Annotated in this window: 14 protein-coding genes; 2 read left to right on the top strand and 12 right to left on the bottom strand. The window is 31.4% G+C overall.

Annotation, left to right across the window (positions count from 1 at the left end; genetic code table 11):
- Positions 1–3 precede the first annotated feature (3 nt).
- On the bottom strand, positions 4–1,329 hold the full coding sequence (locus CLCOS_RS01005) for a glycine/sarcosine/betaine reductase component B subunit (RefSeq protein WP_013239428.1): 1,326 nt from the start codon (positions 1,327–1,329) through the stop codon (positions 4–6).
- A gap of 577 nt (positions 1,330–1,906) precedes the next feature.
- Between CLCOS_RS01005 and CLCOS_RS01000 the strand changes: the two genes are divergently transcribed.
- Positions 1,907–2,560, top strand: coding sequence for a TetR/AcrR family transcriptional regulator (locus CLCOS_RS01000; protein WP_013239429.1), 654 nt, complete (start codon positions 1,907–1,909; stop codon positions 2,558–2,560).
- A 400-nt stretch (positions 2,561–2,960) separates the two neighbouring features.
- On the top strand, positions 2,961–4,007 hold the full coding sequence (locus CLCOS_RS00995; protein WP_013239430.1) for a permease: 1,047 nt from the start codon (positions 2,961–2,963) through the stop codon (positions 4,005–4,007).
- 202 nt (positions 4,008–4,209) lie between these two features.
- Here CLCOS_RS00995 and CLCOS_RS22695 read toward each other — a convergent pair whose 3' ends face one another.
- The 11 genes from CLCOS_RS22695 to CLCOS_RS00945 form a co-directional block, all read right to left on the bottom strand.
- Complete coding sequence (locus CLCOS_RS22695; RefSeq protein WP_242867020.1) at positions 4,210–4,332, bottom strand: AAA family ATPase; 123 nt, start codon at positions 4,330–4,332, stop codon at positions 4,210–4,212.
- A gap of 445 nt (positions 4,333–4,777) precedes the next feature.
- Positions 4,778–5,281, bottom strand: coding sequence for a hypothetical protein (locus tag CLCOS_RS00990; protein WP_063602321.1), 504 nt, complete (start codon positions 5,279–5,281; stop codon positions 4,778–4,780).
- A gap of 118 nt (positions 5,282–5,399) precedes the next feature.
- The gene (locus CLCOS_RS00985; RefSeq protein ID WP_063602320.1) at positions 5,400–6,323 is read right to left on the bottom strand and encodes a DUF1177 domain-containing protein; all 924 of its coding nucleotides are present in this window, start codon (positions 6,321–6,323) and stop codon (positions 5,400–5,402) included.
- A gap of 20 nt (positions 6,324–6,343) precedes the next feature.
- Entirely contained in the window at positions 6,344–7,894 is a 1,551-nt protein-coding gene (locus CLCOS_RS00980) for a hydantoinase/oxoprolinase N-terminal domain-containing protein (RefSeq protein WP_063602319.1), read from the bottom strand.
- 1 nt (position 7,895) lies between these two features.
- Positions 7,896–8,996, bottom strand: coding sequence for a DUF917 domain-containing protein (locus CLCOS_RS00975; RefSeq protein ID WP_063602318.1), 1,101 nt, complete (start codon positions 8,994–8,996; stop codon positions 7,896–7,898).
- Positions 8,997–9,000: 4 nt separating this feature from the next.
- Complete coding sequence (locus tag CLCOS_RS00970; RefSeq protein WP_063602317.1) at positions 9,001–9,285, bottom strand: DUF6092 family protein; 285 nt, start codon at positions 9,283–9,285, stop codon at positions 9,001–9,003.
- Positions 9,278–9,820: a nitroreductase family protein gene (locus CLCOS_RS00965; protein ID WP_013239437.1), complete on the bottom strand. Its 543-nt coding sequence runs from the start codon at positions 9,818–9,820 to the stop codon at positions 9,278–9,280. The genes CLCOS_RS00970 and CLCOS_RS00965 overlap by 8 nt, the downstream gene beginning before the upstream one ends.
- Before the next feature lie 107 nt (positions 9,821–9,927).
- Positions 9,928–11,250, bottom strand: a complete 1,323-nt coding sequence (locus tag CLCOS_RS00960; RefSeq protein WP_063602316.1) for a purine-cytosine permease family protein — start codon at positions 11,248–11,250, stop codon at positions 9,928–9,930.
- A 22-nt stretch (positions 11,251–11,272) separates the two neighbouring features.
- Positions 11,273–12,094 carry a nitrilase-related carbon-nitrogen hydrolase gene (locus CLCOS_RS00955; protein ID WP_063602315.1) on the bottom strand — a complete coding sequence of 274 codons (822 nt, stop codon included), beginning with the start codon at positions 12,092–12,094 and terminating at the stop codon, positions 11,273–11,275.
- Between the two features lie 212 nt (positions 12,095–12,306).
- Complete coding sequence (locus tag CLCOS_RS00950) at positions 12,307–13,950, bottom strand: PucR family transcriptional regulator (RefSeq protein ID WP_063602314.1); 1,644 nt, start codon at positions 13,948–13,950, stop codon at positions 12,307–12,309.
- Positions 13,951–14,550: 600 nt separating this feature from the next.
- Entirely contained in the window at positions 14,551–15,156 is a 606-nt protein-coding gene (locus tag CLCOS_RS00945) for a lactate utilization protein (RefSeq protein ID WP_065080040.1), read from the bottom strand.
- Between the last annotated feature and the right edge of the window lie 418 nt (positions 15,157–15,574).

Here is a 15,574-nt window from a genome sequence, read left to right as displayed (position 1 = left end):
TCCCTAAAACTCTTTCATTGTCTTTGGTGACCATCCACAAATTTGATCTCCACAGAACATAGCATTATTTTCCATAATTATTGAACCATCTTTTCGTACAGAAGGTCCAAGTATTTCATCATTTGCCCAACCACCGGACAATCCATCTCTACCAAGTGATTCAAGTTCACCAATTACTGTTTCCATAGGAGGAAGCTCTATAAGTTCTGAAACGTTTCCAGTAGAAACTATAGCATCCGCTTTTTCATCAAGAGCAACCAAAGGTTGTGATTCTCCATCTCTACCTGTACATTCATTAGTAATTCCTACAGTTTTAACTCCTGCATCCTCTAGTGCAACAATACATGCAATAAAATCAGCATCAGGATTACCATAACCTTCTTCAGAAACTATAGCTCCATCTGCTCCCAAGGACTTTGCCATTTGAGCTACAAACAACGCTGCACGGTTTTTCTGATCCAAAGCAACATTTAAGTTTGACATTATAACACCTAGAAAATTTATTGTCTTTCCATGCTCTGCATATAACTCTTTAATAGTAGGATTATTTTGAAAATCATATGTTGCCCATTTTGATGATACTGGCATAAAGCTTCCAGAAATCATTGCTCCATCTAAAATTTCATTTGGATGCATAAATGTAGGAACAATATGGTTTGTATCCCAACCATAAACAAGATCATTGTAACCCATTTCTTCCATCTGTGATTGAGGCTGCATAACAAATACAACGCTTGGAAGCTTTTGAACATCTTCAGCTCTTTTGGTAACAGGAGTCAATTCAAAAGTTTCAATATCTTCGGGCTCTAAATCCTTTACACAGCTTCCTATATATTCAGCCAGTTTATGTCCTGCCCATCTCAAAGCTTTATTTTTCTTCTGTTGTTCATTTTTCTCAAAATCTTCATCTGTATCTCCAACAAGGACAATATTTTTCAGTTGTGAAAAGTAAGTATACTTTGCTCCTTCACCGCTCATATCTATTAATCCATCCTGGAATCCACCCCAATGCTTACCAACTACAAGCAAACTGCAGTCCTTAAGTGCATGTGTACGACCATTTCCAACTGGAGCTACATCCCCAGTTACTCCTGGAAATAATGTGGTTCCATCAACCTTAACTCTACATTCTATAGCTTCCTTTACAGGGACAAGACGAACCTTGTCTCCAGGCTTTACAATTAAAAGATCTGCCTCAGTAATATGTTCATCTTCCAATACATAATCTAGAGCTTCTTTTTTGTTAATTGTTAAAATGCCCTCTTTATAGTTTGTTGTTTCACCAAAAACGACATCTTTAACATGAAAGTTTCCAATTTCAAGTTTCATTAATTATACCTCCTTTTATAAATTAATCTATACCTTTACACATTATTCTCAGTTTACATAATACAATAGCGCTATTTGTTTTAATTTTAACACCGTCATGATTATGTTTCAATCGCATTTATAATATAATCGCGATTGAATTTTCTGATAGATTCTATTTGTTATTTTTATAACAGGTTTTATGTTTAACAAAAACTGTTATATATTGGTAAAAAAATTGTGAACTACACACAAAAATGTCCCACTTATTCCAATTTTCTTGTTCACAACAAGCTTCTAACCATTAAATATTCAAATGCTAATAAATGCAGTAAATAAGCCATGGGGGACATTATCATATCTAATAGTTCATCCATTATAAACAAGTTTTCTCAGAATAACCGTGGCATTTCAAAACGCGATTGTATGGAATATATTGGGTAATTAATTACATACCTTGATTAAGTTAGTCTATTGTGAACTCTAGCATTTCATGGTATAATGAATAATTGTAAAATTGCAATTAAAAATTAATTGCAATTATTTTTTAATCTAACTACTTAAATAGAAACTAATATTTTAAACATTGGAGATAAATATGGTTAAAAAAACAATTAAGAAACACAGAAATATGAGTTATTTTATTGATGCTGCTTCTAAAATTATGGATGAAGAAGGAGTACAATCTATAACAATAAGGAAAGTAGCTGATATGGCAGGATACAATAGTGCTACCTTATATAACTACTTTGAAAATTTAGATGAACTTATTCTTTATGCTTCTATAAGACATTTAAGAGAATATACTTTTAGTCTTTCTCAATATATTAACGCTCTTCATGATAATATTGATAAGTACTATGAAATTTGGAAATATTTTTGTAAATATTCTTTTTCAAATCCAGAGATATATAATAATATTTTTTTTGTGAAGCACAGCAATTCTATCTCAAATATTATTGAAGAATACTACTCAATTTTTCCTGAAGAATTGGGGGATCATTCCGAGAATTTGCTTCCTATGCTTTTAAAGAGCAATTTATATGAGAGAAACCTAGCTCTTCTAAAAATAATAGCAGATAATGGATATTTAAAACCAGAATGCCTAAATGATCTTAATCAAATGACCATACTCTTGTATCAAGGTATGCTTAATAAAATATTGAATGATGAGCAAACCTCTAGTGTTGAAGAGTGCTCAGAAACAATGTTAAGGTATATTAAACAACTAACTACTTCTTTTATAAATTAATTTAAGTCGATCTAACAATAAAAAGAACATCCCCAGGTTTGTGTAAACTAAAATAGATATGATAAAAATTACTATATGACTGAGAGCTGAATTTTAAATGCAATGAAATGTTTTATATAAAAGAGTAAGTACCATATTGTATTTGCTCTTTTATTTTGTCATGTTTTAATATAGAACATATTTTTAAAATATTGTATGTAAGTGTTTTATTAATACATTTTACTTATAGATAAATTTTATTTATTTTAAGATCTAATAATACTTCTACTATAATAAAAGCTGTGATAACATAAAAAAGAAAAATGGAATAAAACATGCATTTTGCATATTGGGAGGATTATTTTGGAGAAAAATTAAGTATTTTTAAATATAAAAATAAAACTGGGGGGTTTACACAAAAATGGAAACGAAAAAACAAAATTATAACACAGTACTAATTTTAATTTTTGCAATTGTAACAATTGTAGGGTTATTTTATGTGAAATGGAGTCCTTATTATTCTAAGGCATTTGTAGCAGCTTCAAAACATTCTATTGGAGCTTCTATACTTACAGGAAAGTCTAATGCTTCACCAGCTCCTTCATTGGCCGCATCTTTAGGATATATGTCTGCATATTTTAAAGCTGTATGGAAGGCCGTAATATTAGGTTTATTACTAGGTTCATTGGTACAGGTAGCAATACCTAGAAATTGGATAAGAAAGTTTATAGGAAGTAATTCACTTAAAAGTACAGTAGCAGCTGGAACTACTGCTCTTCCAGGAATGATGTGTACATGCTGTGCTGCACCAGTTACAGTAGGTCTTAGAAAATCTTCAGCATCAGTTAATGCTGCACTAGCTTTTTTCCTAGGAAATCCGACTCTTAATCCAGCAACTATTATATTTATGGGATTTGTTTTAGGATGGAACTTTGCAATATTTAGAATAGTTATTGGACTTATTTTAGTTTTAGGTATTTCATCCTTAGCAGTTAAATTTTCAAAAAATGAAAACACTAATAATGATATAGAATTACCTGGGCTACAAGAAGAAAAAGAAGATGGAAATTTATTTAACCGTTGGTTAAAAGCTCTTTTTCAATTAACCATAGATACTATTCCTGCTTATTTAATTGTTGTTGCAATATTAGGAGCAGTAAGAGCATGGATATTCCCAGCTGTTACTCCAGCATGGGGAAATAGTATAATTGCTATAATTGGACTTGCAATTGCTGGTACTTTATTTGTTATTCCAACAGCAGGAGAAGTACCAATAATTCAGACATTAATGGCTTTTGGACTTGGAACAGGTCCTGCCGCAGCATTACTTATAACTTTACCATCAGTTAGTATTGTATCCTTATTATTAGTAAAAAGAGCTTTTTCAACTCGTGTACTTGTGTTTGTAGGATGCTCTGTAGCAGTAATTGGTATTATAAGTGGTTTTATAGGTATGGCAGTTCTTTAGTGTGAATTTTATCTAAATATCAACTTAACTACCACCTGCTTGAAGCAGGTGGTTTTTATCTGCTGCTTAAGTTTTGAATTCTATTATTTATCCTAAGTACTGCAGTAACTTCTGTTTCAACCATCTTTTCTACATTGTTGTTTTTGCCTAACGGCTGCACATCAAACTTACTTTTGTTTTGACTGTCTTTATCAAAGAGAAACTATATAAAAGCATCAAATATAGTAGTCTTTCCCGTTGCATTATCTCCATAGATATTAGTCAGTTTTGAAAAATTCACCGTAAGTTCTTTTATACATTTAAAATTTTTAAAATAATACGGCATTTCAGTAAATATTCACTTTTCAATTGTTATCTTCAATATGAAAAATGTGAATTATATTCATTTTATTCTGTCATATAAATTGAAATTTGACTTAATATTCATTCACATAGTTTTGCAATAAATCTGCTAACTTTCCAATGTCTATTCCGTCAACAAAAAAATGATGAACCTATAAAATATTCTTTTTGATTTATAGCTGCCTTAGTAGCTGGGATTACATATTCCTCTAATGTGTCTTTCAGCTCTACATTAACGACTTTGAATAATTCAGTGTCTTTATTAAAATCAGTGAACTATATTATCTATTTATATTAGAACATGTGTTTGACAATATGATATTAAATAATATAAAACTATTCATCAAATAGGCAATTTTATGTTACATAAAGAAGATTCTAATCAATTAAATAAGCTCACCTCTATATATCTTTTTTATAAATTTTGTTTATGATAAAAATCTTTGAATTTTAGCTGTTTTCCGATCAACTTTAGAATTAAGTCCTGTTTCATCTTTAATTAAAGTAAAAACAAAGGTCCCTACCGTTCTCATCATTGGAATAAACTTTCCTTTAAATTCAGGAAGCATTCCTTTGATTGCAACATAAGCACTAGAGCATGCTAATATTGCAATTGTATCAATATCATTCAACTCTTTCCATATGCTCTCTCTTTCCGTGTCGAACATTTCACATGGAAATGCAACACTTATATTATTAACATTTATGTTCATAGTTTCTAATATTTTATTCCATTTATCTCTTATCCTATGTACTGCTATAGCACTGTGTACCATATCTTTATTTTGATCTAAGCTTCTGCAAGGCAGATCATCAGAATAAGAGAGACTTTCACAAGCACATCCAGGACAAGTAATTACTAAAACATTCTTTGACCCTTGAAACATATTTTTAATTCTTTGTTCATCTAACATTTCACTATATAAACCCATAATTACCTCTGAAAAATACAATAGCTATTTTACATAATCCTATAAAATAGCTATAATACACACTTCTATAATAGCAACCAGTTTCAATATTATTATATTTCTGATAATTATTTTTATCTTACTTTTGAAACTTGGTCATACTGCCATAAATTTCATTCAATTTTTTAAATTCATCCTCATCGTAAAAACTGCAATTATTTTTTCCAAAAGCCTTAGCTACTTCTATTGCAAAGCCTGCTGCCAGTGATATGTCTTCTATGTGACTTGCACCCGTGTCACACCCTGCAACTAGCGATTCTGTAGTTATGGCTACCCCAACAACCGGTGAGCTTGTCGCAGTAGATGGCTGTAATATACTATTGATATGAGAAATTCCATTTCCATAAGGAGTAATATCCTGCATAGCTATTGGAAATGTAACTCCCTTTTCTCCACTAGTTTTTTCTAGTATTTCGAGTAAATCATAGGATACCTTAAGTATATATCCTTCTTTAACCGTAGGAGATATTGCCACTCCTTTATGGTTAACAATCTTATTTCCTTTTGTAGTATCAATAGATAGTATAGCATCCATTTTTGATTCAACTTCATTTTCATTCATAGTATACATATTAACCGGTGAATTCATAAATGGAGCAGGATTATGCTCCAAGGTAGGAGCATTAGGGCAAATATGAGTAGATATTATTACATCACCATTTAATTTATCCCCTTTATCGCTCATAATTCCAAGCTTGTAAGCTGCAGTAAGTGCTGCTACCGCTCCATCTCCATCAGACACCATTCCAATGACATCTGGTCTTGCTCCAATACCTCCAAGCCTTCCAACAACACCCAGAGTAGGCGCATATCCACCTTGAGATTTTCCATTGATTCCAGGAATCTTTATTTTTACAAAATCAGTATAACCTTTATCACCAGATATTCTCGTGCTACTAATATCCTTTACACCATTTTTTGTGAAAAAATCCACAACTTTTTCTCCATCTATCTTCGGATCATCCAATAATTCATATATATCAATGGCTTGCTTTAATATCATATTTATTCCTCCAAGTATAGTTATTTTAAGAGATTTCCTGCAGCCTTCACTCTTATCCTTGTTGCATTTCCTGGAATATACGCAAGTGGTACATCGTCAATATCTACAATTTCTATGGATGAAGGATCAGCTCCTGCTTTAATTGCCTGTTCAATAGCCATATTTTTGGCTTCTTCGATAGCTTCGTCTCGTCCAATCTTATCCAACATAAATATTTTTTCAACCTGACCACTTATTTGGGATATTGCTGCACCAATAGCATTTGCTACATCAAAGTAATCGGGTCTTATGACTTCTGATGCCCCTGCCAATTTGTCTGGAAGAAGCACACTTCCCCCACCTACCAATACAACTTTCATATCATTTGCATTTGTCTTTATTCTATCAATTGCCCCTTCTGCCATATCTATTATTTTTTCATATACTTCTTTTGCCATTTCTGAGTCAACTTCTTTTACTTTTTCGTTATCACCTATTTTAGCTATACCAAGTGAGGTTACTATATCCGAAGTAGTAAGCGTATCTCCTCCAAAACACAGTGCCTTTTCTATAAGTTTATATCCAACACTATCCGGTCCAATTGAAACTTTATTGTCAGCTTTTCGTATAACAGTTCCTCCTCCAAGTCCTATAGATACAAGATCTGGCATACGGAAATTTGTCCTTACTCCTCCTATTTCAACTGCAGTAGAAGACTCTCTCGGGAATCCATTTATAAGTACACCAATATCCGTAGTTGTACCTCCTACATCTACAACAAGTGCATTTTTTTGTTTTGCAAGGTAAGAAGCTCCTCTAAGACTATTAGTTGGTCCGCAGGCAATAGTAAGTATAGGATATTTCATTGCATAATCCACAGACATAAGTGTGCCATCATTTTGTCCAATATAAACTTGACAATTTATATTTTCATTTTTAAGCGCTTTTATAAAACCTTTAACAGTAGTTTCTGCAACATCTACCAGAGATGCATTTAATATGTTTGCATTTTCACGTTCCAGAAAACCTATACTTCCAATTTCAGACGATAAAGATACTGGTACATTTGGCATCTCCTCTTTAAAAATTTCTGCAGCCTTGATCTCATGTTCATTTGATACAGGTGAAAATACAGATGTAACTTCTATAGAATTGACTTTTCCCTTTATTTCCTTTGCTATTTTTCTCAAATATTCTTCATCAAGTGTTGAAATTTCACTTCCATCAAATTCAAATCCACCTTTAACCATATACCTAAAATCACCTATTGCTTCTTTAAGGTCTTCAGGCCATCCTGTCATTGGCTTTATTGCTGTGGTAGCAGGAAGTCCAATCCTTATAACACCAACTTTGTTTAACCTTTTACGTTCAACAATTGCATTAGTACAGTGTGTAGTTCCAAGCATAGCGTATTTTATATCTTCCCTTGGTACATTACTTATTCTTAAAACTTCCAAAAGTGCCCTGTATATTCCCGAACTTACATCTAAAGTAGTTGGAGTTTTTATTTTTGCTACAGGGGTTAAACTTTCATCAAGAATTACTGCATCTGTGTTGGTCCCACCAACATCTATACCAATCCTATATTTCATTTTAAAATTCCCCCATTCTGCTTTTAATTCTTTGTTCAATAGGAACATAATTTACATCGTAACCAAAATATCTTGGTCCTACAGTCTTAATTCCCGCTTCAGTTCTCCATTTTTCATCACAAGGTATACAGATTACCACTCCTCTGTTTCCATATCTAAGTGTTTCCGTTGTTATGGCATGTCCCGTTTCAATATCAAGTACCACAATGAGATCTGGCACTGTAGCTAGTACTTTTCCATCATCAGTTTGTGCCATTAAATTTTCATTTTGGAATTCAATTTTAATTGATTTTCCCTTATATTCGTCAATACCCATCATTTTACTTTCTCCACGTACAAACCCACCATCTGTTTTTCTCAATATATCACATATCTTGCCTTTAAATAATTCAAATCCTCCACTTGCCTTGAGTACTGCATCAACAGGATTTGTATTATTACTTTTTGCTATTCTTATCGCACGTCCAACTTTTTCAGTTGTGCTTATAATTCCTTTAATTGAAGTTTCTTTGACTTGAGACCCTGTCATAGCATAACTTGCCAGCATCGTTGAGCCGCCCGATACTACAGTTACAGCCCTAGCTAAAGTTTCAGTCCACTTATTGTTTATAGTATTAAACATAGTAGCATTTCCCTTTTCGTCACATAATATCATTGGTGTTGATTTTACTCCACCAAGGCTGAAAGTTACCATTTGAAGTTCTGGAAAAGCTCTTCCCATTCCATCTGCATCTACAACAGGTATTCCTAGTGTTGCCGCCACTGCAAAAGGTATCATTGAATTAAGCCCCCCTGCTTCAATTGGAATTGTAGCAGAAATTTCTTTTCCAATATAATTTTTTAAAAGTGAAAAAGCACTTAAGGCTTCTTTACCGTTAGGTATTTTTTCAATTAAAATAGTCGGTGCTCCCATCATGGAACTAGGTACAACAATTGCATCCTCTGGTACTTCATCCACATCAAGTAGTGTAACTTCTCCATAAGTTTTTATGGCATCAATAGCCATAAGTTTGCCAACGTATGGATCTCCACCACCGCCTGTACCATATACTGCAGCTCCAACTGCTATATCCTCAATTTCTTTAACACCTATTTTCCTCATAGCCTTACTTCCCTTCATTTACTATTAATTGTACTAATTTATCTGATACACTATTAAGCATCTTTTCAAATGCTGCATCATCACTCATGCATAGAGATTTTTCCTCATTTATTATATTGGCTATCTTATTTAAATTTTCATCTTCAACAAGATTCAGCTCATTAAACAGTTCAATTATTTTTTGAGTTGTATCAATAAGTCTAAGCGAACCGTATATTTTAGGTTCATTTAGGCATCCAACTGCACTTGAAACAATATAAGCAAGCAACTCAATCAATTTTTCATTCATATGTTTTTTCCTCCCAGTCGTTATAGAAAAGAACATCCTCTAACTTTCTTTTAGGAGGCGATTTAGTCTCATTTTTAGGGTATCCAAGAGTTATTATTAAATCTGGCGATACATATTCAGGGAGCTTTAATATTTTTCTAACTGCCTGAGCATTAAAAGACTTTACAGGGCAAGTTCCTAAGCCTCTTTCTGCGGCCAGAAGCATAATATTTTCTGATGCCATAGAAATGTCCATTATTGCCAGTTCATCTCTTCCCAATTTACCTCCTTTATCATATGCTAATTTTCGATTAGAACAAACTACAATTATGCAGGATGGCTTCCCACCCAATCCCGGACTAAAAGGGAAAATTTTATTCAATTGTTTTTGATCATCTATAATTCCAAACAACCATGGCTGAATATTGCTGCCAGAGGGAGCTGTAACAGCTCCTTTAAGCAATTCCATAACCTCAGATTTTGTAACTGGTTCTTCAGAAAACCTTCTAATACTTCTTCTCTTTTTCATAACGTCTAATAATACACTATCTGACATATTCTTTCCTCCCTGGTATTTTCCAACGGGTCTTCTCTACCTATCAAGCCATATATTGTAATTTCAAATAATATTTTAACAATTTCATTTACTAGCAATAATTATTGTTATATATCCACAGTTCTCTTAAATTCAATTTTTTCACTTTTAGTTACAGCTTTATATAGCATAGACACTAAGTAGTAAATAATTGCACCAGCAAGCAGAGACATTATAGCAGGTATTCCTATATTTATGAATTTTCCAATAATTGATGCAATAATCCATGCTGCTATTGCAATAGGATTTATAATTTCACAGCTCTCCGGAAGATTTTCATCATGCCTTGTTGCTTCAAGTAATTTTCTATCTCTCTTTAATATATAGTAATCAACAAAAATAATACCTGCAACAGGAGGTAATGTAACTCCAAGTAAAGTTAAGAAACTCTGAAAATAATTTATAATACCTAACATAGATAAGATTGTACTAAATATTCCTATTCCCCAGGTAGCAGCAGCCCTATTCAATTTTATATTAAATATAGCATCTATCATGTTAGTTATACCAAGGCTTGCTGAATATAAATTTATATCATTTATCTTAAGTGTAGAAAATATTACAATACCTGCACCAAGCCATCCTGTTATAGATAGCATTATGCTTACAATATCACTTGTCCTAACTGCAAGAGCCATTAAAACACCAAGTAAATTTATAGTTAATTCACCAACAAATGTACTTACAACAGTAGCCGCAAAAACATCTTTAGGTCCTTTCATATAACGACTTAAATCAGGAGTTATTATTGCACCTGTTATAAATCCTCCTGCAACCATAGTTGTTGCCGCACCCATAGAAAGAATTTTTCCTGCAGGTTGTGCAGTCATTATAAGATTTCCTATATCATGTCCCGATAACAATTTAAATCCAGCATATACCATAGTGCACAAGAAAAGTGGTAAAGTAACATCCGCTGTAAGACTCAATACCTTATATCCGTAAACTACTATGATTGTAACTACAAGACCTGTAATAGCAGACCAAATTTGCATATTAAAAATTCCAGTTGCTTTATATATACCCTCTGCAAAAACGGAATTTTGTATTCCAAACCACCCCATCAGAGATATTGCTATAATTCCCCCTATTATTGATGAACCAGCTTTCCCAAATCCAGACCATCTTGAAAGAAGACTTGTAGAAAGCCCTTCTTTAGCAGCAGCTGCACCTATGGCGAAACTTACCGCCTGGAGGATAACGCTTCCAAATATTGTAGCCCAGAAAGCACCCCAAAATGTCATTCCATAACCAAGAGCAGCTCCAAGCATAACTTGTGAAACACATGCCAAACAACCAAGTCTTATTATAAGTACTTCCCACATAGGTCTTCTTACATTACTAGGCACTCTACTTAATGCATAATCGTCTCCTGCTTTTTCTTTTGACATTTAAATCACCCCTCAATTTTCATTAGTATTCTTCAACAATTTTTTTATATATAATTGGATTTCTGTCTCTCAAGTATGGTATTTCACTTCTAAACTTACTTATATCCTCAAGATTAATTTCCACAACATCAACTTCTTCCAAATCTTTTGGCAGTTCTTTTATAATTGAGCTGTTTGGTGCACATATCTTACTCTTTCCAAATAAATGTAAATTTCCTTCTATTCCAACCCTGTTTACACCTATAGTAAAAAGTACATTTTCAAGAGCTCTCTGGGCAAGATTCAAATCCCACATATATTCATCCTGTATTCTCCATGCTGCAGGAATAAATATCATATCTGCTCCTTCAAGTGCCAGTGTTCTACATGCTTCAGGAAATCCAGCATCATAACATATGATAATTCCTATTTTCCCTAATTTAGTGTTAAAAACTTTATACTCTGCTCCTTCTCTGTAGTAAAGTTTTTCTGCAGCACAAAGATGAGTCTTTGCATAACTTCCAAGAATATTACCTTCATTATCAAATAACGCAGCCGAATTATATAGCACACCTTTTATTCCTCTTTTTTCTGCAAAAGGGGCAATTACAAAAACATTATATTTTTTTGCAGCCTCAGACATATTTTTTACTATAAAATCATAATAATTTTCTCCCAAAATGTTCGTTTGATTCTTCAAAATATCAAGATTATATCCAGTAGCAAAAAGTTCAGGTAAACATACTATATGAGCCTTTTTATAACTTGCCTGTTTTATAAAACTTACAGCTCTCTTTACATTTTCCTCTACATTTCCAAGCTTTGAATTCATTTGAACCAACCCTACATTGACAGTTTTACTCATTTAATCACCTCCTAATTTTTTTGATCTATTTATTGTTTAGATGATATCAAAAACTTTCAGTAATTAATATAAGCACTTTCATAAAAAAAGCCATAGTTTTTTATGATAATTCATAAAAACTGTGGCTTTTTTTAATTTATGTTAAATAATGTGTAATGTTTTTTTATAATTTATTAATTTGATTATACCATAAAACGCAATTATTTGAATTTCTAATTTGATTTTTGAACCTCGTAAATTATTATACCCATGTATAACATAAAAATTCCTTCGGACGTGTTTAAGGAATACCCAGTAATTTCTTTAATTTTATTCAACCTATATCTTAATGTTTCAGCATGAATAAACAATTTATCCGAAGTATATTTTTTATTCATATTGCAAATTAGATACATTTTTAATGTCTCTAATAGCATAGCATTATGTTTAGAATCATAGTCCTCTAATTTTGAGATTACGCTATCATAAGAATTGTACAATTCTTTATTATCTTCAAGTAATCCAATAATTTTTGCAAACCTCAGCGAATCATTTTTAGCAATTAAATTATTAGTGGGAAATATCGCAGATATCATACTCTCATAATACATATTTTTAATATATATAAAATCAGTATATTTATCTGAAGTTCCATAGGATATAATAATTTCATCTTTCCAGCTCTTGCATAAAATTTCCACCTTTTTCTTTATGTTATGTAAAATATCGTCTCTTAGTGGGAAAAGTACAAAAACATTATTGTTCTTCTCTGTAATTAAGAAACCATTCTTGTCCAGTATACGTATTAAAATAATGTCATAAAATTGTTTTTTATACTCGTTAATCTTATTTTTTATTGAATCATTATATAAAAAGTGAAAACATATTCCAACAAATTTATCTTTATCTGTCCATTGAAAAATTTCACGTATATTTAAAAAGAAACTTTTACTCAGATTATCCTTATTCATTATGATTTCAGTAACCATTTTTTTAATTTTTAAATTGTTAAAATGATCTCCCACATTATTTGTCATTTTGGAAGATATAATCCAGCATCCATAATTAATCGTCTTCCTCAAAACTTTATCCTCCGGATTATCTCCTATCCTTATAAAATAGCCTAACGTTTTATCTCTATTTTTTATTTCATGCTTATTTATATATACATTATCTATCTGAATTTGTTTATTACTATTTACCTCATAAAATTTACTTACATTATCTATGATTTTTCCTATTATTAATTCATGCTGTGAGCTATTTACACTTTTTGATATAAGATTATACACACAATCAAATATTAAAACACTTGAATCAGTAAGCATTGCTATAAATTCTACAATTTGCTGTGTATTTTCACCATTTATAATTATATTGTTAAATTTTTCAAGAATGGACTTTTGTTCTAAAAGATATTTGTTCTTCTTATAAAAAAGTGCCTCATAAAATTGCGATACTGCATCTGTATATATTAATTCAAATGGTAAAAGAATAAGGGGCAGTGAATATTTACAAGATTGTTCAATCATTTTTTCCGGTATTATCTTTAAATATCTATTTCTCTTTATTCCAAATGCTGATACTCCTTTTTGATGAAGCCTATATATAATATCATCATATTTTTCTTTATTATCCTTAAATGCATAACCAGAGCTTACCAAAAATTCTCCCCCTCTTAGCCAATCAACACCATCAGGAGTTTCAAGTATAGTTAAATCCTTACACTGTTTACTTATTCCACTTTCACCTGAAATTAATTTACATCCTTTAAAAATAGGTATCTTAAGTACATCACTTACAGGTAAACTACTAGTCCCATATTCTATTTTTGTTTTTTGTATCTGTTCATTAAATAAATTCATGTGCTTATTCAAATTTTCATCTCCAATATGGATATTTTCTGATTTTTTAATATAATGCAATATAACTACACTTTAAAATTCAAGTCACTTTTTTATAGTATACCCAATTTACTATCAATTGTCCAAATATATTTAATGATGAATTGTGTCAATTTACTTATAGATTAAAAAATCATAGACTTTCCTATGTTTTGACTTAAGCTCCTCTAAAAATTCTAAGCATACTACTTAAATATGTTTTTTTACCAATATTCAATACCTCTATTATTAAATTTTTCTAGACAATTTGGTTATACTATAGATCCCTGATGTAATCAATCTTTTACCTTATCATTGATTTTTTTGTAGACATTGGCATCCTATCCTTTCTATAAAAAATCCCCACCTCTGCAGGTGGAGAAAATACCTTAATTTAGAGAATGTAATATCTGCTACATATGCAGCACAATTTAAAAAGCTTCTTCACTAATATCAATAGCTTACACCCATGCAATCAAAGCCATGCTTATAATCCATTAATTATTTTCAAAAGTATTGGCTACCTCTTTTAAGTAAAATGCGAGCTAACTAAACGATAAATTAAAATTTAAAAATTCATTCATATATTTTTATCTAATATCCAAGCTTTTCATGAATTAAAACAACTTCATATTTACATCCTGTAGGTTTTCGACATAATACAGAAAAATTTCTACATATTCTCTGTGGGCTTTTACAGTCGTAACATTTATCTCCCTTTACCGCACATGGGGTTTTTACTCCTAAACGTTTTGCATTAAGAGGTGCTGCTATATTTCTTGCTCTATCTAAAGCGTCCTCATAATTTGAAGCTATTTTATTTTCACCAATAATTAAATAAACTTTATCATGTCCAAAACTGATTGCAGATACACGATTTCCAGTATTATCAATATTAATGATTTCTCCTGTTTCGGCAATTCCATTTACTGATGAGATATAAATATCTGCAAAGTTTGCTTTCTTTCTTATCTCCATAGCACTCATGTTTTCAGGTAATCGCATATGCCAGTACACCTCATTATGAGATGCTAGGGCATCATATAATTTCATTTCCTCTACTGTAACTGAGCCTCCTATTCCAATAGTTCTATTGCTCATTTGATTAGACAAATACTTTGTTGCTTCATATGCATGACTAAATTCACTTACATTGTACCCTAAGCATTCGAGGCTATTTTTAAGTTTTGTAAATTCCATAACTATGTCGCTCCTATTCATACTAAAATATTCTTGTACCTCTCATAAACAAATACCTATTTATCTATTAGTTAAATAGGTATCATTACATCGCAATATTTTACGATTGTGATTTAATTGATATAAAAATTGTACCACATTTTTTCATATACTTTCACAGGTATATAAAAAGTATATGTATCTTTAACACCGTATTATTCAATAATCAAATAGCATCTATACATTCAAATTTATTGATTTATACATATAACATTTGATTCACGAGCATAAAAACACCGCAAAATCCATTTGTGATATGCTCCCTTTAAAGTAGACAGATTAAAAAATAAAAAATCTGTTACTAGAAAGGGGGCATTTTTGTGTCTAGAAGAACTAAATATACGGTAGAGGAAAAATACAAGATTCTAATGGAATATAA

Origin of the sequence: Clostridium coskatii (assembly GCF_001675205.1) — a bacterium.
In the GTDB taxonomy this organism is placed as follows: domain Bacteria; phylum Bacillota; class Clostridia; order Clostridiales; family Clostridiaceae; genus Clostridium_B; species Clostridium_B ljungdahlii.
This window is presented reverse-complemented; position numbering and strand designations above follow the sequence as displayed.

Excerpts from the sequence above, each read along its gene's own strand:
- CLCOS_RS00995 (WP_013239430.1), top strand. The coding sequence starts at position 2,961 with ATGGAAACGAAAAAACAAAATTATAACACAGTACTAATTTTAATTTTT.
- CLCOS_RS00955 (WP_063602315.1), bottom strand. The coding sequence starts at position 12,094 with ATGAGTAAAACTGTCAATGTAGGGTTGGTTCAAATGAATTCAAAGCTT.
- CLCOS_RS00965 (WP_013239437.1), bottom strand. The coding sequence starts at position 9,820 with ATGTCAGATAGTGTATTATTAGACGTTATGAAAAAGAGAAGAAGTATT.
- CLCOS_RS01000 (WP_013239429.1), top strand. The coding sequence starts at position 1,907 with ATGGTTAAAAAAACAATTAAGAAACACAGAAATATGAGTTATTTTATT.
- CLCOS_RS00990 (WP_063602321.1), bottom strand. The coding sequence starts at position 5,281 with ATGGGTTTATATAGTGAAATGTTAGATGAACAAAGAATTAAAAATATG.
- CLCOS_RS00960 (WP_063602316.1), bottom strand. The coding sequence starts at position 11,250 with ATGTCAAAAGAAAAAGCAGGAGACGATTATGCATTAAGTAGAGTGCCT.
- CLCOS_RS22695 (WP_242867020.1), bottom strand. The coding sequence starts at position 4,332 with ATGCCGTATTATTTTAAAAATTTTAAATGTATAAAAGAACTTACGGTG.
- CLCOS_RS00985 (WP_063602320.1), bottom strand. The coding sequence starts at position 6,323 with ATGATATTAAAGCAAGCCATTGATATATATGAATTATTGGATGATCCG.
- CLCOS_RS00970 (WP_063602317.1), bottom strand. The coding sequence starts at position 9,285 with ATGAATGAAAAATTGATTGAGTTGCTTGCTTATATTGTTTCAAGTGCA.
- CLCOS_RS00975 (WP_063602318.1), bottom strand. The coding sequence starts at position 8,996 with ATGAGGAAAATAGGTGTTAAAGAAATTGAGGATATAGCAGTTGGAGCT.
- CLCOS_RS00980 (WP_063602319.1), bottom strand. The coding sequence starts at position 7,894 with ATGAAATATAGGATTGGTATAGATGTTGGTGGGACCAACACAGATGCA.
- CLCOS_RS00945 (WP_065080040.1), bottom strand. The coding sequence starts at position 15,156 with ATGGAATTTACAAAACTTAAAAATAGCCTCGAATGCTTAGGGTACAAT.
- CLCOS_RS01005 (WP_013239428.1), bottom strand. The coding sequence starts at position 1,329 with ATGAAACTTGAAATTGGAAACTTTCATGTTAAAGATGTCGTTTTTGGT.